At 59.2% G+C, this 20,227-nt stretch carries 16 protein-coding genes; 8 read left to right on the top strand and 8 right to left on the bottom strand.

Annotation, left to right across the window (positions count from 1 at the left end):
- Positions 1–78 precede the first annotated feature (78 nt).
- Positions 79–1,434 (top strand): dicarboxylate/amino acid:cation symporter, encoded by a 1,356-nt coding sequence (locus tag AC07U5_RS13140; protein WP_062427067.1) that lies wholly within the window; start codon positions 79–81, stop codon positions 1,432–1,434.
- A gap of 66 nt (positions 1,435–1,500) precedes the next feature.
- On the opposite strand, the gene AC07U5_RS13135 is transcribed toward AC07U5_RS13140, so the two are convergent.
- A complete protein-coding gene (locus AC07U5_RS13135) occupies positions 1,501–2,475 on the bottom strand; it encodes a cupin domain-containing protein (protein ID WP_494723197.1) in 975 nt (324 codons plus the stop codon).
- Positions 2,476–2,552: 77 nt separating this feature from the next.
- Between AC07U5_RS13135 and AC07U5_RS13130 the strand changes: the two genes are divergently transcribed.
- Entirely contained in the window at positions 2,553–3,755 is a 1,203-nt protein-coding gene (locus AC07U5_RS13130) for an MFS transporter (protein ID WP_494723196.1), read from the top strand.
- 133 nt (positions 3,756–3,888) lie between these two features.
- Here AC07U5_RS13130 and AC07U5_RS13125 read toward each other — a convergent pair whose 3' ends face one another.
- Entirely contained in the window at positions 3,889–4,932 is a 1,044-nt protein-coding gene (locus AC07U5_RS13125) for a LacI family DNA-binding transcriptional regulator (protein WP_494723195.1), read from the bottom strand.
- 164 nt (positions 4,933–5,096) lie between these two features.
- Here AC07U5_RS13125 and AC07U5_RS13120 point away from each other — a divergent pair, with 164 nt between their 5' ends.
- Together AC07U5_RS13120 and AC07U5_RS13115 are read left to right on the top strand one after the other, a co-directional pair.
- Positions 5,097–6,044 (top strand): dihydrodipicolinate synthase family protein, encoded by a 948-nt coding sequence (locus AC07U5_RS13120; protein ID WP_494723194.1) that lies wholly within the window; start codon positions 5,097–5,099, stop codon positions 6,042–6,044.
- A gap of 170 nt (positions 6,045–6,214) precedes the next feature.
- Positions 6,215–7,600 carry an MFS transporter gene (locus AC07U5_RS13115; protein ID WP_494723193.1) on the top strand — a complete coding sequence of 462 codons (1,386 nt, stop codon included), beginning with the start codon at positions 6,215–6,217 and terminating at the stop codon, positions 7,598–7,600.
- Between the two features lie 73 nt (positions 7,601–7,673).
- On the opposite strand, the gene pgi is transcribed toward AC07U5_RS13115, so the two are convergent.
- Both pgi and AC07U5_RS13105 read right to left on the bottom strand, forming a co-directional pair.
- Positions 7,674–9,302, bottom strand: coding sequence for a glucose-6-phosphate isomerase (pgi, locus tag AC07U5_RS13110; protein WP_494723192.1), 1,629 nt, complete (start codon positions 9,300–9,302; stop codon positions 7,674–7,676).
- A 98-nt stretch (positions 9,303–9,400) separates the two neighbouring features.
- Positions 9,401–11,113 carry a long-chain fatty acid--CoA ligase gene (locus tag AC07U5_RS13105; protein ID WP_494723191.1) on the bottom strand — a complete coding sequence of 571 codons (1,713 nt, stop codon included), beginning with the start codon at positions 11,111–11,113 and terminating at the stop codon, positions 9,401–9,403.
- Positions 11,114–11,375: 262 nt separating this feature from the next.
- On the opposite strand from AC07U5_RS13105, the gene AC07U5_RS13100 reads away from it, so the two are divergent.
- The 4 genes from AC07U5_RS13100 to AC07U5_RS13085 all read left to right on the top strand — a co-directional run bounded on the left by AC07U5_RS13100 (position 11,376) and on the right by AC07U5_RS13085 (position 15,918).
- Positions 11,376–12,437: an ABC transporter ATP-binding protein gene (locus tag AC07U5_RS13100; RefSeq protein ID WP_112956043.1), complete on the top strand. Its 1,062-nt coding sequence runs from the start codon at positions 11,376–11,378 to the stop codon at positions 12,435–12,437.
- A gap of 143 nt (positions 12,438–12,580) precedes the next feature.
- Complete coding sequence (locus AC07U5_RS13095) at positions 12,581–13,606, top strand: Fe(3+) ABC transporter substrate-binding protein (RefSeq protein ID WP_113259868.1); 1,026 nt, start codon at positions 12,581–12,583, stop codon at positions 13,604–13,606.
- A gap of 118 nt (positions 13,607–13,724) precedes the next feature.
- A complete protein-coding gene (locus tag AC07U5_RS13090) occupies positions 13,725–15,416 on the top strand; it encodes an ABC transporter permease (RefSeq protein WP_494723190.1) in 1,692 nt (563 codons plus the stop codon).
- Positions 15,417–15,525: 109 nt separating this feature from the next.
- Positions 15,526–15,918, top strand: coding sequence for a PRC-barrel domain-containing protein (locus tag AC07U5_RS13085; RefSeq protein WP_062445660.1), 393 nt, complete (start codon positions 15,526–15,528; stop codon positions 15,916–15,918).
- Between the two features lie 223 nt (positions 15,919–16,141).
- Here the strand turns inward: AC07U5_RS13085 and AC07U5_RS13080 are convergent, their stop codons facing one another.
- From AC07U5_RS13080 to AC07U5_RS13065, 4 genes are all read right to left on the bottom strand, one after another.
- Entirely contained in the window at positions 16,142–16,387 is a 246-nt protein-coding gene (locus AC07U5_RS13080; protein WP_062427057.1) for a DUF982 domain-containing protein, read from the bottom strand.
- A 304-nt stretch (positions 16,388–16,691) separates the two neighbouring features.
- A complete protein-coding gene (locus AC07U5_RS13075; protein ID WP_494723189.1) occupies positions 16,692–17,906 on the bottom strand; it encodes a class I SAM-dependent methyltransferase in 1,215 nt (404 codons plus the stop codon).
- A gap of 3 nt (positions 17,907–17,909) precedes the next feature.
- The gene (locus AC07U5_RS13070) at positions 17,910–18,719 is read right to left on the bottom strand and encodes a DUF1365 domain-containing protein (protein ID WP_494723188.1); all 810 of its coding nucleotides are present in this window, start codon (positions 18,717–18,719) and stop codon (positions 17,910–17,912) included.
- Complete coding sequence (locus AC07U5_RS13065) at positions 18,719–20,092, bottom strand: NAD(P)/FAD-dependent oxidoreductase (protein ID WP_494723302.1); 1,374 nt, start codon at positions 20,090–20,092, stop codon at positions 18,719–18,721. Before AC07U5_RS13065 ends, AC07U5_RS13070 begins: the two co-directional genes overlap by 1 nt.
- Between the last annotated feature and the right edge of the window lie 135 nt (positions 20,093–20,227).

Genomic DNA, 20,227 nt, shown 5'->3' with positions numbered 1-20,227 from the left:
TCGTGCTGAATATAGGAGCAATCCTTTCCTTCGCGCGTTAGATGCTCTAGCATTCTCGCTTTCACGGAATTCAAAAACATGTCTGCTTCATCTTCCTCACCACGGGCGCAGAAGCCGTTCTATGCGTCCTTCGGTTTCCAGGTTTTCGCCGCCATGGTGGTGGGTCTCGTCCTCGGCTACATCGCCCGGGAAATGGGTCCGACGGAGGCCGGCCCGAACTGGCTGGTCCAGGCGCTTTCCACGGTCGGCTCCATCTTCGTGCAGCTTCTGCGCGCGCTTGTTCCCCTGCTGATCTTCACCGCCATCGTGGCCAGCATCGCCAATCTGCGAGAGTTGAACAATGCAGCGCGACTGGTCTGGCAGACGCTGCTGTGGTTCGCCATCACTGCGCTGATCGCGGTGCTGATCGGCATCACGCTTGGCCTTCTCATCCAGCCCGGTCTCAACACCGGTGTGGAGGCTGCCGCGGCTGCAGCACCGTCCACCACCGGCTCCTGGCTTGATTTCCTCAAAGGTCTCATCCCTTCCAACGTTCTCGGCCTGCAGGCCTCGACCAAGGTTACCCAGACGGGGGCCACCACGGCGCTGAACTTCAACGTTCTGCAGATCCTGGTCGTTTCGATTGCGGTTGGCATTGCCGCACTTCAGGTGGGTGAGAAGGCAGAAGCCTTTCTTTCCTTCAATCGGTCGCTGCTCGCCATTACTCGCAAGATGCTCTGGTGGGTCATTCGCCTGACGCCGATCGGGACGATCGGTCTTCTCGGCAATGCGGTCGCAGTTTACGGCTGGGAAGCCCTGGCTTCACTCGGCTGGTTCTCCGCCGCAATCTATATCGGCCTCGCGATTGTTCTCTTCGTCGTCTACCCGGTGATCCTGGCAGCAAACGGTCTGAACCCGGTGCGCTTCTTCGCAGGCGCATGGCCAGCGATCCAGCTTGCCTTCGTCTCCCGCTCGTCTATCGGCACGTTGCCGGTGACGGAACAGGTCACGGAGCGCAATCTCGGTGTGCCGCGTGAGTACTCCGCCTTTGCCGTGCCGCTTGGCGCGACAACCAAGATGGATGGCTGTGCTGCGATCTATCCGGCGATCTCCGCCATTTTCGTCGCGCAGTTCTATGGCCTGCCGCTTGGCATTCAGGAATATGTGCTGATCGTCTTCGTTTCCGTGCTCGGCTCGGCCGCAACGGCGGGTCTGACGGGGGCGACTGTCATGTTGACGCTCACCCTTTCCACGCTCGGCCTGCCGTTGCAGGGTGTTGGCCTGCTGCTGGCGGTCGATCCGATCCTCGATATGGGCCGTACTGCGGTCAATGTTGCCGGTCAGGCGCTCATCCCGACGATTGTTGCCAAGCGTCAAGGCATCCTCGATCAGGCGGCCTATGATCGCCATGAAGGCATCGACGCGCTCGATCCGGCAGCGACGCCCGCGGAATAGTTCCGCTCGTAAGCTTGAGAAAAAGCCCGCCCTGCAACGCAGTCGGCGGGCTTTCGTTCTGGACGCTTACGCGTGGTGACTGATCGACGATGAAAGAGCACTCGGCGGATGGCCGACGATGCGTTTGAAGGCGCGGCTGAAGGCAGCCTGGGAACCATAGCCGAGCTTCACCGCCGCCGTTTCGATCGGCATCCTCTCCTTGCCGATCCACTGCATGGCAAGGCGCATACGCAACTCGGTGAGGTAGCGCACCGGCGTCATGCCGGTCACCTCCAGAAAACGCTCGGCAAAGACGGAGCGAGATGCGCCCATCACGCCGGCCAGTTCGGCAAGCGTCCAGTCGTGACCGGGATTGTTGTGAATGGCGAGGATCACGCGCCCCAAACGAGGGTCGCGAAGCGCAGCGACCCAGCCGGAGGAATCGCCACAGCCGCATTCCACCCAGGCGCGCACGATGAAGGCGGCGACCACATCGGCAAGCCGGGCGAGAATGCCGGCGAAGCCAGCACGGGCTTGGCGCGTTTCCCGCTCCATCGCTTCCAGCATGGGAAGGAGTTCCGGATAGCGCGCGGTAAGCGTGTTGACGAACATCACTTCGGGCATCAGTCCGGTGATCGGGTGCATGGCCCCAAGATCGAACTCCATGCAGCCGCTGAATACCAGCACGCGCTCTTCGCTGGGTACATCGGGTTCACAGGTCTTGATGGCGCTGACGGAGTTGCAAAGTGGCGCAGCATCCAGCGAGCGGATGTTCTTGCAGGCAATGTCAAGATCGGAAAGCAGCGCATGGGGCCCACCCCGCGGCAACAAAACCGCATCGCCCGCATTCATCTTGTGAAGCGTACCGGACGAGGTACGAAGATAGATCGGGCCGCAAGCCACGAAATGAAACTGCGCGCGACCTTCCACCTCTCCAAAGGAAAACCCGAAGGGAGCGGAGGCTTCGATGCGGCGATAATCGAGGCCCACAAGCCGCATGCCCATCAACAACTCGCTGATGAGATCGGGTAAGGGTTGATTTCCGGACGTATGATCAAGCATGGCGGATTTTGTGGCATGGATCGTCCGGAAAGTCGAGTCTATGCTTCTGCCATCCTCTCCTCCCAAAGGACATACAGATGAACCCGACACCTAACTCCCTTCCCGGCGCGGATGGCCCAGAGGCGCCCGCATGGGGCGCCGTCATATCCATGGCGCTTGGCGTCTTCGGGCTGGTCACCGCAGAGTTTCTGCCAGCAAGCCTCCTCACGCCCATTGCCGCAGACCTCGGCATCACCGAGGGTGCTGCCGGTCAGGCGGTCACTGTCACCGCCGTTGTCGGCATGGTGGCAAGCCTGTTGATTACCTCGCTCGCGCGCAACATCGATCGCCGCCACCTGATGATGATCTTCTCAGGTCTCCTCGTTATCTCGAACCTGATGGTCGCCGCGGCTCCCGGCCTGAGCGTACTCCTGATCGGACGCTTGCTGCTTGGCGTGGCGCTCGGTGGTTTCTGGGCCATGTCCACCGCAATCGTCATCCGGCTGGTCCCTGCGGCCAGCGTGCCACGCGCGCTTTCGATGATCTTCAGCGGTGTGTCCGGCGCAACCATCGTTGCGGCACCCGTTGGCAGCTATGTCGGTGAACTCGCGGGCTGGCGCTTCGTCTTCGTCCTGACGGCACTGCTCGGTGTGGCCGCTTTGTTCGCGCAGTTCTTCACCCTGCCGAAGCTTGCGCCGACAGGTACCAGCAGCATCAAGACGCTTGGCACTGTGCTGAGGAGACCTGGTATTGCGCTCGGTCTTGTTGCGGCAACACTTGTCTTTGGCGGCCATTTTGCCTTCTTCACCTATCTGCGCCCCTATCTGGAAGCGGATATCGGCGCGGGCATCGGCATGGTTTCCGCTCTGCTGCTCGGTTTCGGATTGGCCAACTTCGTCGGCACCCTCGTTGCCGGATCGCTGATCAGCCGCAGCCTGAAAATGTCGCTGGCAGCACTTCCCCTTTTCATGGCGTTGATTGCGGTGCTCCTGGTAACGACGGCGCCGCCTCTGCCGCTTGCCGCAGTCCTCGTCGCCTTCTGGGGCTTCCTCTTCGGTGCCGTACCGGTCGCCTGGTCCACCTGGCTCGCGCGCACCATTCCGGATGAAGCGGAAAGCGCCGGCGGCCTCCTCGTCGCCTCCATCCAATTCGCCATTGCCATGGGTGCGGCAGTTGGCGGCATTATCTTCGATCTGAGCGGCGCAATCAGCGTCTTCGGCACCAGCGGACTCATCCTCGCACTCGCCGCCATCGGCATCATGGTGGGCGTGAGGTCACGGCCTGAAGCCAGCATGGCGTGAGGAAAGCCACAACTGAGATCGCAAGCCGGGGGGAATCTTCCCCGGCCTGTGCCATGGGCTAGCATGTCCACTATAGTCATGCCGGACTACCGCCCGAACTCGACGGCGCTTGAAGCTCACTGGAGAACCGGGATCATCGCTTTATGTCGGATGCTCCCACAAATCTCGCAGTCGATTTTCGCGGGATAAGGGTTGGGGCGGATACCAAAATGCGGTGTTCGCGCGGGGCGGTGGCTTGAGTGAGCAATTCCAAAGCGTGCGACGCAATCTGGTCGAAGGGAACGCGCAATGTCGTCAAAGGCGTCGACAGATGGCTAACGATAGGGATGTCGTTGTAGCCGATGAGCGAAATGTCGTCGGGGACGGATAGACCCATCTTGTTCAGCGCAGACAGTGCTCCAATCGCCGTATTGTCATTGACGGCAAAAATCGCCGTAGGCCGACATTCGAGCGCCATCAGCGTCTGCACCGCTTCGGCGCCTGACTGGATGCCGAATGTCGATGGGACGATGAGTCCGGGATCGACCGAAATCGATGCCTCGGCAAGCGCCTGTTTATATCCTTCGACACGTCCAGTGGCGCTGGAGGCATAATCCGGTCCGGCAATCACGCCGATCCGTTGATGTCCGAGATCAAGCAAATGGCGTGTCGCCAGATATCCACCCAGTCGATCATCGCCAACGGCGGAGAGGCTATGATGATCCGTTCGCAGCGCCAGCACATAGGGTACGCCACGCTCGTTCAGTTCATCCGGGAAGGCGTCGTCGTCACGTGCTGTTGAAAGAATGAGCCCGTCGACACCGCGGTTGAGCAGCGATTCCGCGGCCACGCGATCCGCCTCCGGATTATCTTCCGTCGTCGCCACGATGGCAAAACGACCGGTGCGGGCACAGGCTTTGACGATTGCCTCATAAAGCATCGCCATCACTGTATCCGTGAGCCGAGGTACGATGACGCCGATCGTCATCGTATTGCCGCGCCGCAGACTGGCCGCGGAGACATCCCTCACATAGCCCAGTTCCGCGGCAATTTTCCGTACGCGCCGTGCCGTCTCGCTGTCGGACCGCGGAAGCCGTTCGTCCAGAATGCGCGATACGGTCGATTTCGATACGCCTGCAGCAGCCGCCACGCTGTGAACCGTGACTCGCGGCTGACGCGAACGCTCTCTTGATTCCATGTGTGTTTTTCCATTCCAGCTCTGGTGCTGAGCACTCGACCATCACATTGCACGAAAAACGCCGTTGACTCCAGAACAATAAAGATCGATAACGGGAACGTTCCCATTAACGATCCCAACTGCTGCTCGACAGAGGACAGCAGCTGATAAGGAGGAGAAATCAGATGCAACCCATGGATCTTCGTGGCCTGAGCCCGGCACCCGTCACCGCTTTCACCCGTAATGGTGAAGTGGACTACGCAGCCAATGCAAAAATCGCCAAGTGGTTGGCCTCGATGGAGGGCGTAAAGAGCCTCGTCATTCTCGGTCATGCCGGAGAGGGCACTTTTCTGACGGAAGACGAACGTCTCGAACTCATCCGTGTTTATGTCGACGCTGTTGGTGGGGAAATCCCGATCATCGCCGGTATCACCGGTGAGGGCACACGTGTCGCCGCCGCAGAAGCCAAGAAGTGCAAGGCTGCCGGTGCTACCGGCGCACTCGTCTATCCGAACCACGGTTGGCTGCGTTTTGGTTTCCAGAAGGGCGCTCCGCAGGATCGCTACAAGGCGATCTGGGAAGAATCCGGTCTTCAGGAAATCCTCTTCCAATATCCGGATGTGACGAAGGCCTCTTACGATCTCGATACGCAGCTGGCGATCGCCACTCAGCCGGGCGTCGTCGCCACCAAGAACGGCGTGCGCAATATGAAGCGCTGGTATGTCGAAATTCCTGAACTCAAGAAGGCCAATCCGAACCTGCAGGTTTTGAGCTGCCATGACGAATGGCTGCTTCCGACCATGTTCGATGTCGACGGTCTTCTCGTCGGTTATGGCAACATCGCGCCGGAACTCCTGGTCGATCTGATCGAGGCTGGTAAGGCGCAGGATTATCCGAAGGCCCGCCAGATTTTCGAGCGGCTGCTTCCCGTGACGCGCGCCGTCTACCATCGCGGTTCTCATATGGAAGGTACGGTCGCCTTGAAGCTCGGTCTCGTGCATCGCGGCATTCTCGATCACGCGACGATCCGCGAGCCGCTGAAGAACCTTGGTGAGAAGGCCGAGCAGGAGATTTTTGCCGCTTTCGAAGCCGCTGGCATCGGTCGCGTCGAGCAGCTTCTTGCTGCCGAATGATTGTCACGCCGTCTCGGCGTTGGTCGGGACGGCAAACACTTGGAGACGGATCGGCAGTCCAGCCGATTCGGCTCCCCTGATTGATGTCTGACAGCAACGTCTTAGAAAGAAGCAGAAGAGCAGGAACAAGGTCGTCGTCGGGAGAGAGCGGCGAGGGTGAGGAGGAACTCATGAACATCATGCAGCCCGTAAAGGGCAACACGAAGGCTCTTGCGGATCCGCAGGCCAATATCAGCGCTAGGTTGGAACGTCTTCCGATTACCAGAGAAGTCTTCTGGGCGCGCAACATCGTCGGAGCGGCAACGTTTTTCGACGGCTACACGGTGATTGCGATTGCCTATGCTATGCCCGTTCTCGTGCGCGAATGGGGGCTTACCCCGGCCCAGACGGGGATGATCCTGTCGATGGGATATCTAGGCCAGCTTATCGGCGCGATCTTGTTTGGCTGGCTTGCTGAAAAGGTCGGGCGCCTGAAAGTGCTGCTCTTCACCATCCTTCTCTTTGTCAGCATGGATGTGGCCTGCCTCTTTGCAGCTGGTGCCGGAATGATGATGGCCTTCCGCTTCGTGCAGGGGATTGGAACCGGCGGCGAAGTGCCGGTTGCCAGCGCCTACATCAACGAGTTGATTGGCTCGAAAGGACGTGGCCGTTTCTTCCTGCTCTACGAAGTGATGTTCCTGCTCGGCCTCGTGGGCGCCGGTCTGATCGGTTACTTCATGGTGCCGGTCTATGGTTGGAAAGCGATGTTCGTCGTCGGTCTGGTTCCTGCCATCCTGACGATCCCGCTGCGTTGGTTCTTGAAGGAATCGCCCCGCTGGCTTGCCGCGAATGGCCGCTATGGTGAGGCCGACGCTATCGTCTCTCGCATGGAGGAAAGTGCACGCGCATCCGGCAAAGAGCTTCCAGAGCCCCGCATCGTGGCAACGCCTGTGAGACGCAAATCCGACTGGAAGGAACTGTTCCAGGGCATCTATCTGAAGCGGACGCTCTCGATCTGGGCGATGTGGTTCTGCGCCTACATGGTGGCAAATGGAACAATCACCTGGTTGCCGACGCTCTATCGCCAGACCTTCAACCTGCCTCTCGAAACCAGCATCCTCTATGGCTTTATGACCTCTGCTGCTGGCGTCGTCGCAGCTGTCATATGCGCCCTGCTGATCGATAAGGTCGGCCGGAAACGCTGGTATGCTGGCGCCTTGCTTCTTGCTCCGGTACCGCTCGTCATTCTCGCATGGCTTGGCGCGACCTCGCCAGTGCAGGTGCTGATCCTGGCGGGTCTCGCCTACGCCATCGTGCAGACGGTCACTTTCTCGCTCTACCTCTATTCGGCGGAAATCTACCCGACCCGTATGCGTGCAATCGGTACCGGCACGGGTAGCGCCTGGCTGCGTCTCGGCTCTTCCGCTGGCCCGATGCTTGTCGGCTTCGTCATGTCGTCCTTTGGTATCCAATATGTGTTCGCCACCTTCGCCGTCATCCTGGTTATCGGTGCCATCGTGACGATGCTGTTTGCGGTGGAAACCAAGGGCAAGGTTCTTGAGGAACTGTCGCCGTAAAACGGTTCCTCAGCCTGACGACGCAAAAAAGCCGGGATCGACGTCCCGGCTTTTTCGTGAGCGATCAGGTTTGTTAAGCGGAAGCCAGCCCCGCCAGCGCCTTGACCAACCCTTGGGTTGAGCTGTCGTGATCGGCCGCACTTTCCTTGCCTTCCACCACGGGCAGCAGGCCGGTTGCCAGTTCCTTGCCGAGCTCCACGCCCCACTGGTCGAAGGAGTTGATGCGGAAGAGCACGCCTTCGACGAAGACGCGGTGCTCGTAGAGCGCAATCAGGCGTCCGAGTGCGAAGGGTGTCAGCTTGTCGTAAACGAAGGTGATCGATGGGCGGTTGCCGGTGAAGACGCGGTGCGGCGCGATGAAGTCGGCCTTCTTGTCGTCCATGCCCTTGGATGTCAGCTGTGCCTTGGCTTCCGCCAGCGTGCGGCCCTTCATCAGGGCTTCGGACTGGGCAAGGCAATTGGCGATCAGCAGTTGATGCTGATGGCGCAGTTCCTTCTCGAAGCCCTTGGCAGCGATCATGAACTCGGCGGGAATGATGCTCGTGCCCTGGTGGATCAGCTGATAGAAGGCGTGCTGGCCATTGGTGCCGGGTTCGCCCCAGACCACCGGGCCGGATTGGCCGTCTACCGGTGTGCCGTCGATGGTCACACCCTTGCCGTTCGATTCCATGTCGAGTTGCTGCAGATAGGCAGGGAAGCGCGACAGCCGCTGGTCATAGGGCAGGATGGCGCGCGTCGGATAGTTCAACACGTTGCGATGATAAAAGCCGATCAGGCCAAGCAGCATCGGCAGGTTCTGGCGGAACGGCGCCTCGCGGAAATGCTTGTCCATCGCATGCGCGCCGTCGAGGAACTCGCCGAACTTTTCCGGACCGATAGCGATCATCAGCGGCAGGCCGATGGCGGACCAGATGGAGTAACGTCCGCCAACCCAGTCCCAGAAACCGAAAATGCGGTCGCTGTCGATCCCGAAGGCGGCGACCTTGTCGAGTGCGGTGGACACCGCGCAGAAGTGATGCTTGACGGCCTCTTCACCCAGCGCATCGGCGATGAACTTGCGGGCAGTCGCCGCGTTCGTCATCGTTTCGATGGTGGTGAAGGTCTTGGAGGCGACGATGAAGAGCGACGTTTCCGGGCTGATCAGCTTCAGCGTGTCGGCAATGTGAGCGCCATCGATGTTGGAGACGAAATGCGAGCGGGGACCGTCATGGAAAGGCGCAAGAGCAAGCGTCGCCATGACCGGGCCAAGATCCGAGCCACCAATGCCAATATTGATGACGTCGGTGATCTTCTTGCCGGTGGCCCCCTTGAGGGAGCCGGAGCGGATCGCATCGGCAAACTTGCCCATGGCGGAAAGAACGTCGTTCACATCCGGCATCACGTCCTTGCCGTCGACGAGCACGGGCATGTTCGAACGGTTGCGAAGAGCGGTATGGAGAACAGCGCGCCCTTCGGTAAAATTGATCTCCTTGCCGGAGAACATCTCTTCGCGCTTTTGCGCCACGCCGCCTTCGGCTGCGAGCTTTTCGAGCAGCGCCAGAATGTCGTCATTCACGGCGCATTTGGAGTAATCCATCAAAAGGTCGTCGAAGCGCGCGCTGAAGCGTTCGAAGCGCTGACCGTCTGCAGCGAAAGCGGCTCGAATGTCCGTCGCGTTGGTGCTGGCGGCTGTGGATTTCAGGGTCTCGACGATGGCCTGCATGGAAAGCTCCTCATGCTCCGTGGAAGGATGAGGAAACTATTCTCTTTCATCGGGCCAAATCAAGGCGTGTTCGGCTGAATTATTCCAAACGACGCCAATCAGTTAGCCAGCTTTCTCAGTTCACGGCGCAGGATCTTGCCGACATTGGTCTTCGGCATTTCGGCGATGAACTCGATATGCTTGGGTCGCTTGTAGTTGGTCAGGCCCTCGGCGCAGAAAGCTTTCAATTCCGCCGCGGTCAAAGACTGGTCTTTCTTGACCACATAGAGCTTCACCGCTTCCCCGGAATGCTCGTCCGGCACGCCGACAGCGGCACATTCCTGCACACCCGGATGGGCCGCCGCCACTTCTTCGATCTCATTCGGGTAGACGTTGAAGCCGGAGACGAGGATCATGTCCTTCTTGCGATCGACGATCTTGGTGAAGCCGCGCTCATCCATCACACCCATGTCGCCGGAGCGGAAGAAACCGTCCGGCGTCATGACCTTGGCGGTTTCGTCCGGACGCTGCCAGTAACCGGCCATCACCTGCGGGCCGCGAATGCAGATTTCGCCGACTTCGCCAATCGGCAGACTGTTGCCGTCATCGTCGCGAATGTCGATATCGGTGGACGGAACGGGAAGACCAATCGTGCCGCTAAAGCCGTTTTGATCGAGGCAGTTCACAGTTGCGACCGGTGAGGTCTCCGAAAGGCCATAACCTTCGCTGATCGCCGTGCCGGTGATCGAGAACCAGCGTTCGGCCACCGGGCGCTGCACGGCCATGCCGCCGCCTAGAACCAGCACCAGTGAGGAAAAGTCCAGCTTGCGGAAATCCTCATTGTTCATCAGCGCGTTGAACAGCGTGTTGATACCGGGGAAAACATGCGCCTTGTAGCCTGACAACTCCTTGACGAAGCCTGGAATATCGCGCGGATTGGCAATCAGCAGGTTGTGTCCGCCAAGCGCAATGCCCATCAGCGAATTCACCGTCAGCGCGAAGATATGATAGAGCGGCAGGGCGCAGACGAAATTCAGCACCTCGGGCCGGTTCTTTCGGGCAAAGACCGGCTCCATCCACAGCGCGATCTGCGCCTTGTTGGCCAGAAGATTGGCATGGGTGAGAACCGCGCCCTTGGAAATGCCCGTCGTACCGCCGGTATATTGCAGAAAGGCGACATCGTTGCGGGTCAGATTGACGGGTTTCAGCCTCGTATTGCGCGCCTGCTTCAGCACGCTCTTGTAGCTGATCGCCTGCGGAAGCGCATAAGGAGGAACGAGCTTCTTGACCTTGCGCACCACAAGATTGACGATGTGACCCTTGAAGCCCAGGAGATCGCCCATGGTCGCGACGATCACGTGCTTCACATCGGTTTTCGGCAGCGCCTGTTGCACCACATGGGCGAAGTTCTCCAGAACGAACAGCGCTTTCGCACCGGAATCCTTCAGCTGGTGTTCGAGTTCACGCGGGGTGTAGAGCGGATTGACATTCACGACCGTCAGGCCAGCGCGCAGGATCGCGTAGGTCGCAACCGGGTTCTGCAGAATATTCGGCATCATCACCGCGACGCGGTCACCCTTCTGCAGACCGATGCTCTGCAGCCAGCCGCCAATGGCGCGCGTCTGTTCTTCAAGTTCGCGGTAGGTGATGGACTTTCCCATGCTGGAAAAAGCCTTGCGATCGGCAAACTGCTTGCAGCTTCGTTCCAGGAGTTCGGCAAGCGATGTGTAGCCGAGATCGGGCAATTCCACCGGTATGCCTTGCGGATAAGATGCAAGCCATGGCCGCTGCACGGCACGAGGCTCCTGACGAATCGCACTTGTATCGCTCATTGCTTTCCTCCCACGCTGCTCCTCGCAACCGTCCTCGGCATCCTTATCCATCTGAAGGGTCCTCATCCATCAGATTGTCTGCCGTCCTCGGCCACGAGGGTAGATGATGCTCCCGAAGTCATCCACTCACTTCAGCGTAATTAACTCTAACGTAAACGTCAACTCTTCCGCGTCACCAGCCGCGTGCTCTCGGAAATTTGCGTTTTGACTTTAATCCTGAATTGCGCAATCAACAAACTGACGTCGATGATGGATGTTTTTGATGACAGAGGTTGCAGCGCTACAACTGAATGGAATCGGCAAGGTCTTTGCCGGCTTGCCCGTTTTGAAAGATATCGATCTTTCAGTATCGAAGGGTGAGATCATTTGCCTGGTCGGCCGCTCAGGCTGCGGCAAGTCCACGCTGCTGCGCATCATTGCCGGTGTCGAGACGCCGGACGCGGGCAGCGTGCGTATGAATGGCATCGAGATTGCTGGCCCTTCTCGGTTCGTCGAACCGGAAAAGCGCCGCATCGGCTTCGTCTTTCAGGATTATGCGCTGTTTCCCCATCTGACCGTCGAGCAGAATGTTGCCTTCGGGCTGAAGGGAATGCCACGAAGAGAGGCGCGCGCGCGCACCGCAGAGATGCTGGAGCATGTTCGCCTGTCGGACCTTGCCAAACGATATCCGCACACGCTTTCCGGCGGCGAGCAGCAGCGCGTGGCGCTTGCCCGCGCCTTGGCCCCGAAGCCGGAAATTCTGCTGATGGATGAGCCATTCTCCAACCTTGATCGCGGCCTGCGTGACAGCGTGCGGGAAGAAACGATAGGCCTGCTGCGCGCGCTTCAGACGACCGCGATCATGGTGACGCACGATCCGGAAGAAGCGCTTTCAGCTGGCGACCGCGTCGTTCTCATGCAGTCTGGCCATATCGTCCAGTCGGGGACAGGCTATGACCTGCACGACCGCCCCGTCAGCCGCTATGCAGCCGATTTCTTCTGCGCCTTCAACAAGGTGGAAGGGACGGTGAGAAACGGACATGTGGAAACGCCCATCGGCCGGTTCTCCCATCGCGGCGACTTGAAGGAAGGGGCGCCTGCTCTCGTCTATATCCGTCCCGCTGAGATCAAGGTGCAGGGCGCCGACAGCACGTCTCATGCCAATCTTCTCTTAGGCCAGGTGTCGGGCCGCATGTTCATGGGCGAGATCGAGCAACTGTCGATCAGCGTTCCGGGTTTGCAGCGGGACCTGCGCGTGCGCAGCATGAAGCGCACACCGATCGATGTTACGGACGTTCGTCTTGCGGTCGATCCTCGGCAGGTGTTGATATTTACCCAGGATTGAAATCCGAAAAATCGCTTCGGAAAATCCGATCATTTTCAACTCAAAGTGAACACTTCGGCTGATCGCCCACTAGATTAAACTTGATTTACATTATCATGTATGGTCAGTGCCTTCGACATCATTCAAGTCCGAAGGGGAGAGAGATGGGTTTTTTCAATACCAAAAATATTGCACTTCTAGCAGGCGTCACCGGAGCGGTTTTTGCAGGCGCGGCGAATGCTGCGGAAGTCAACATCTACACCACGCGTGAACCGGCTCTCGTTCAGCCATTGCTGGATGCCTTCAGCAAGGAAAGCGGCGTCAAGGTCAACACCGTCTTTATGAAGGATGGTCTCGCCGAGCGCGTGCTGAGCGAAGGCGCTAGCTCCCCAGCCGATATTCTGATGACGGTGGATGCTGGCAATCTCGTCGACCTCGTTGAAAAGGGTGTTACCCAGCCGGTCGAGTCCAAGGTTCTGACCGAGTCCGTTCCCGCAGAACTGCGTGACGCAAAGGGCAACTGGTTCGCGCTCTCCATGCGTGCCCGCGTTCTTTATGCCGCCAAGGATCTCGACCTGACGGCCTTCAACTATGAAGATCTGGCCGATCCGAAGTGGAAGGGCAAGGTTTGCATTCGCTCGGGCCAGCACCCCTACAACACCGCACTCTTTGCCGATTACATCGCCCATTACGGCGCTGAAAAGACCGAAGCCTGGCTGAAAGGCGTCAAGGACAACCTCGCCCGCAAGGCTGGTGGTGGCGACCGAGACGTTGCCAAGGACATCCTCGGCGGCATTTGCGATATCGGTCTGGCAAACTCCTACTATGTCGGCCTGATGCGCTCCGGCAAGGGCGGCGAAGAGCAGGTCAAGTGGGGCGAAGCGATCAAGGTCATTCTCCCGACCTTCAAGGACGGTGGCACCCAGGTGAACATCTCCGGTGCGGCAGTTGCCAAGAACGCGCCGAACAAGGCCGACGCCGTGAAGCTTCTCGAGTACCTCGTCTCCGACGAAGCGCAGAAGATCTATGCTGAAGCCAACTTCGAATATCCGGTGAAGCCAGGCGCCGCACTGAATGAGGTTGTTGCATCCTTCGGCACGCTGAAGATCGATCCGAAGCCGTTGACGGAAATCGTCTCCCACCGCAAGCAGGCGAGCGAACTCGCTGACAAGGTTGGCTTCGACAACTAAGGCTTGAGCCTCGGACCAGCGGTCCGGCATATGCATGACAAGGCGCCCGCTTCACGCGGGCGCCTTCACCTTTTTCAGTATATCGATATTTCATGCACGATAAGGCTTGAGTACCCGCATGGTTTCAGACACCGCCAGTCCCACAACGATGAAGGCCAGACCGAGATTCCATGCGAATGTCTGGTGGCTGGTAGCATCGGCGGTGATTGCGGGGCTTGCCCTTCTACCCGTGGCGGCATTGGTGACGGAAGCCATGCAGGGCTCGACGGGGCTGTGGGCACACCTTCGCGATACGGTGCTGGCAACTGCCCTGCCGGACACGCTGATTCTGCTTCTCGGCGTCGGGATTCTTGCAGGTATTCTGGGTACGGCGTCCGCCTGGCTCGTCGCAGCGCATGATTTTCCAGGGCGCGGCATTCTCGAATGGGCGCTGCTCCTGCCGCTCGCCATGCCCACCTATATCATGGCCTACGCCTATCTCGATATTCTCCACCCGCTCGGTCCCGTCCAGGGGGCAGTGCGCTGGCTGCTTGGCTATTCCAGCCCGCGCGAGTTTCGCCTTCCCGATATCCGTTCGATGACCGGATGCATCCTGCTGCTCGGCTTTGTGCTCTATCCGTATGTCTATATTCCCGTGCGCGCCATGTTCCTGACCCAGGCCGGCAATCTGCTCGAGGCTGCGAGGCTTCTGGGCACGTCTCGCAGATCGCTCTTCCTGCGAGTGGCCGTCCCCTTGGCGCGTCCGGCCATCGCTGTGGGCATCAGCCTGACCTTGATGGAAGCGCTGAACGATATCGGCGCATCGGAATTTCTTGGCGTTCGCACCCTGACGGTGTCGATCTACACCACTTGGGTGACGAAGTCGGATCTGCCGGGAGCAGCGCAGATTGCCCTTTGCATGCTGGTGCTGGTCGTGGGCCTTGTGGCGCTGGAGCGCTGGGCGCGGCGCAGGCAGCGCTACGCGCTCTCCGCCCAGAAAAGCAGAACGCTCGAACCGCTCAGAATCGAAGGCGCCTGGGGTTGGCTTGCTTTTGCGCTCGGCAGCCTGCCGATCCTGATCGGCTTTGCCGGACCCGCACTCTATCTCATGACGCAGGCCTGGACGCGCTATCAGTTCAGCGGTGTTTCCGCGCGCTTCCAATCCGAGGCCGTGAACACGATCGTCTTTGCCGGACTTGCCACCCTCGTCACATTGTTTCTTGGACTCGTGGTTGCTTATGCCATGCGCATCGTGCCGGGCAGGGCGTCCCTATGGTCTTTCCGGCTGGCGACGGTCGGCTATGCTGCGCCCGGAACCGTGATCGCCATCGGCGTGCTGATCGCTCTTGGCGGCTTCGACAGGTTTGTCGATCAAACCATGCAGAGCTGGTTCGGCATCTCCACCGGGCTTTTGCTGATCGGCAGCGGGGCCGCCTTGATCTTTGCCTATACAGCGCGGTTCCTGACGATCGCCGCAGGCGGGATCGACGCTGGCTTGAGCCGCATTCCTCTCTCCTTCGATCACGCATCGCGCACTTTGGGGCGTGCGCCCGGCGCAACCTTCCGCCATGTGCATCTGCCGCTATCCAAGGCTGCCATGGCGGCCGCAGGCCTGCTGGTCTTCGTCGATTGCGTCAAGGAATTGCCGGCAACGCTGCTTCTACGACCCTTGAACTTCGAGACCTTCTCGACGCAGCTTTATGGCGAGGCGGCGAGGGGGACCTATGAGGAAGCCTCGATTGCGGCTCTTGCCATCGTGCTGATCGGTATCCTGCCGGTTATATTGCTCGCGCGCGTCGGCAAGCCGAAGACGGCCTCAGGCGTGATCTGACATCACCAACTCACGCAAATGCGAGCACGCATCCCCGCGCGATCTGGGAACGATTTTTCCGTGATTGGGTTAATTCTCCATCAATGCACTGAAAAGAGGAGATGCAACCATGCTTCACCATGAACCCCGTGCCGGTCAGGATCCATATGTCAAGGATACCCCAAGCTTCATCGCCAGCGATAAGGTTGAAGGGACAAACGTATATGGCGCCGACGGCAAGAAGATCGGCTCGATCGAACGTATCATTCTCGAAAAGCGCGGCGGTCGCGTTGCCTACGCGGTCTTGAGCTTCGGTGGTTTCCTCGGGATCGGCGACGAGTACTATCCGCTGCCTTGGGAAAAGCTCCACTATGATGAAGAGCTTGATGGCTACCGCGTTGACCTGACCAAGGAACAGATCGAAAATGCGCCACGCTTCGCCGAACGCGAAGACGACAGCTGGTATGGCCGCGAGGACCGCAAGGTCTACGATTACTACGGCGTTCCGCCATATTGGATGTAAAAACACCACACGCTAAACGGCTCCGAAAGGGGCCGTTTTTCTGTGCGGGCTAAGCGTAAAGAGGCAGCTGCTGTCGAATGGCTTTGATGGATCACCAAAGCCCCCGTTTCCAGAAAGGGACGCCCCTGAGCCCTGAGTCTTAGCCGTAATACGCCTTGTCCTCGGGCTGAGCCCGGGGACCGCAGAAGGGGGATGACGGGATCTCCGACAGCATAAAGGCCGCTTAGTGCGGCCTTCGTGTGGTTGCTTCCGACACTGCATCTTCAAAGCAGCGGCGTGCCTCTTCAGGCGTCTTGCGTCCGTCCAGTGCTGCGCGGCATGCGCTGCGCGCTCGGACAAAATTCAGCCCACGTGCGTGCGGCCAGTTTTCGGTAAGTAGCGTCAGCGCATCGAAGGGGCCGGAGATCACGTTCCGGCTATTCTTGTCAAAGATGACTTCGACAGGTTCTGTCCATATGGTCTGCTTCATTGAACACCTCCCTAACAACCCAAGTTAACGCGTCATGCATTGGCTCGGTTCCCGTTAGGGAGAGTATTCCGATGCGCCCGATTTTACAACCGGGAGCTTAGCATCAACGAAAGCCGAAGAAAGACAGGATCGCAAGAACGATAACGACCAGGCCGACGATATAGATGATCTGATTCATGGGTTGCCTCCGCTGGGAGCCGGCTGTGCCGGCGCTTCAAATCTGTCACCATAACGTGAAGAGAGGCCGCAAGTTCCCGAGGAAGGCGTATTTTCGGTTGTGGGCGAGCAAATCGCGTGCGTTGTTTTACGTCTCCAGCGTGAACTGAACGACGTCGATCCGGCCGCCTCTGAAGCCCGCCGCGCAATAATGAAGATAATATTGCCACATGCGACGGAAGCGCTCGTCAAAGCCCATTGGCTGGATTCGTTCCCAATTGGCGGTGAAGGCACGATCCCAAAGCATCAGCGTCCGGTCGTAGTCCTGGCCGAAGCGCAGCTCATCGGTGACTGAAACGCCTTCGCGTGCTGCCGCCTGGCGGAATGCGGTGATGGAGGGGAGCATACCACCGGGGAAGATGTAGGTCTGGATGAAATCGGCGTTGCGGCGGTACTGGTCGAAGAACGGCTCGTCGATGGTGATGACCTGTACGACGGCCTTGCCACCAGGCGCCAGCAGTTCCCGCACCCGCTTGAAGTACACCGGCCAGTTCTCCTCGCCGACGGCTTCGAACATCTCGATGGAGACGATCTTGGAGTAGGTGCCTTGGCAATCGCGGTAATCCTCCAGCCGGATGTCGCTGCGCTCTGACAAGCCTGCCTTGGCAAGCCGGTTACGCGCATAGGCGGCCTGCTCCTGAGAGAGCGTCAGTCCGGTGACACGGCAGCCGGTCTTTGCCATGGCATATTCGGCAAAGCCGCCCCAACCGCAGCCGATCTCCAGCACGTGGTCGTCGGGCCCGATCTGCAACTCTTCAACGATCCGGTCGTATTTGGCGTTCTGCGCTTCAGCCAGCGTCTGGCCGGGTTGTGTAAAGAGCGCGGAAGAATAGGTCATGGTCTCATCGAGCCATGCGCCGTAGAAGCGATTGCCAAGATCATAGTGGAACGCGATGTTGCGGCGGCTTCCAGACTTGGAGTTGCGGCGCAGACGATGGCGCAGGTAGTCTATGGTTGCCGTCAGCCGCGACGGCTGCGAAAGCGATAGCCAGCTTTTTTCGTTGGCAACAGCGAGTTCCAGCAGTGAGGAGATATCCGGGCTGTCCCAGTCACCATCCATGTAGGCGCGTGCAAAACCCATATCGCCACCAGTTACCAGGCGACGAACCAACCGACCTCGGTTCAGGCAAATGACCCCATGCGGTCCGGACTCCTTGCCTTGCAACACATATTCCTGCCCGCCGGGAAAAACCAGCGTCAGACGTCCATGCGTCAATCCGCTCAGTCTCCGGCAGATCATCCTTTGCCAGAAAGGGGCTGCGTGAAGGAGAAACGGGCGCGTTTCCTGTTCAGCGTGGCTCATTTTTCATGCCTCCCATGATTGCGGCGTTTTGGCGGGGACGGAGCTCGCAATGCGGCGCTCAGCGGCCTTGTGACGATAAAGTGGATTGCCCTTGGCCCAAAGGAGAAGGGCTTCCCAGTGGATGGCGCCCATGATCTTGAGCGTCATCAGCGGATGGGACAGAAAACATCTGGCAAGCGCGCCATCCGTCAAAGGACGGCGCTTGCCAGTAAATGAGGCGAACAGCAACTCGCCCTCGGCATCGCGCTCGTTGATGGCAACGCGCACCATCTCCTCCGGCGGATCGATGCGGAACTCATAGGTGCACTCCATCGGCACGAAGGGCGACACGTACATTTCCTTATCGCAGGCGTGCCGGACGGTGCCTTCAGCGCCTTGCGGAGTGGGAATGATATAGGTGTGGCGCTCGTGAAAGGTGTTGCAGACCTCATAGAGAATGGCGACCAGCCGGTCGTTCTCACGCCGGTCACGGCAGAAATAGACTGTCAGCGGATTGAAGACATAGCCGAAGATGCGCGGGTAGCAGAGCATTTCGACACGCAGCTCTTCAAGCGGCACATCGATATCAGCCTCGCCAAGCCTCGTCCGGCACCAGTCCTTCAGCGCGCCCTTTTCACCGATGCCGTGGTCCTTGTCGTGAAAGCTGAAAATTGAAAAGCGATTATGGGCAAAGAGCCGCATCGTCTGATCGACCAGCGGAAATTCATCCAGGTCGAGAAGCAGCGAAAAAACGCGGTAACGCAGCTTGTGCGGGCGCGGACGATGGCGCGCATGCACAACATCGCCGGCGTAGATCGCGGAGCGCAACGTCATCAGACGCGCTCCTCGACGGGCGACATGAAGATTCGACCGGATTCGTTTTCGACCGTCCAAGGGCGTTTGATGCCACCCAACGCTTCTGCGACCGCAAGGCCGGATTGAATGCCATCCTCATGGAAGCCGCTGCCGAAATGCGCGCCGCAGAACCAGGTGTTGCGGCGGCCCTGCAGCGACCACAGGCTCTTCTGTGCTGCCATCGCCTTGGTATCAAAAAGTGGGTGGGTATAATCGAAGCTCTGGATCACCTTGGCCGGATCGACGGCGCGGGAGGGGTTGAGCGTGACGAAGAGCGGTGTTGCAGGATCGATAGGCTGGAGCTTGTTCATCCAGTAGGTGACGCAAAGCGCCTCCGTACCGCGCGATCCCGGCTCGCTCAGATAGTTCCAGCTGGACCAGACGGCTTTGCGCTTCGGCATCAGGCGCTCATCGCTGTGAAGCACGGCCGTGTTGTTCGTATATTCGAACGCGCCGAGCAGGGCCTGCTCATGATCGTCAGCGTCGGCAAGAAGCGACAAGGCATCATCCGCATGCGTGGCGATCACCACATCATCGAAAACCGAGACATCGCCTGCGCGGTCGACGACGGTCACGCCCTCGGGCGTGCGACGGATGGCGGCCACCGGGCTTGAAAGGCGCACAGTCCCGCGAAACTCGGCAAGCACGCGCGACACATATTCCCGGCTCCCGCCTTTGACCGTCCGCCATTGCGGGCGACCGGAAAGCTGGACGAGGCCATGATTGACGAAAAAGCGAATGAAGGCGTGCAGCGGATAATCGCGCATGTCGTTGGCGGTCATCGACCAGATCGCAGCACCCATCGGCAGCAGATGATCGTCGATGAAGCCTGCCGAATAGTTGTTTCGATCGAGGTACGCGCCAAGGCTGACGCCGCGCAGGCTCTCGTCCTTCAGAAGATCCGGCGCGACCTTGTAGAAGCGCATGATGTCACGCACCATTTTCCAGAAGCGCGGGCGAAAGAGATTGGATTTCTGGCCAATCAGCCCGGCAAAGTCGGAGCCTGAATATTCAAGCGCTCCACCGCCAAGCGATGCTGCAAAGGACATGTCGGAGGCAGCCGTCTGCACGCCGAGATGCGCAAACAGAGCCACAAGATTGGGGTAGTTCTTCTCGTTGTAGACGATAAATCCCGTATCGACGGCAATGGGAGCCTTGCCCGCAGGTTCGACATCGACCGTATTGGCATGGCCGCCTGGTCGGTGGCTGCTCTCATAGAGCGTGACGTCGCAGGACTTGTCGAGGAGCCACGCAGCCGAGAGGCCAGAGATACCGGAACCGATAACGGCAACCTTACGCTGTGCCCGTCCGTCTCTTGACCGCGACGATATGTTCATGACTTCCAGGTCCATCTTCTTCATGTCGAACGTTACGCATGCCGATGCGCAATGGATTTCCGAAACGTTAAATTTTGTCTTCAGCCCTACCTTGAGTGATCCACTGAAATAGACGTGCCGTAGTCGCCATCATGACGATAAATGTTTCCA

This window comes from Agrobacterium sp. GW821-FHT02D03, from assembly GCF_059421725.1.
The sequence above is the reverse complement of the archived record's forward strand: the minus strand, read 5'-3'. Positions and strand labels throughout refer to the sequence as shown.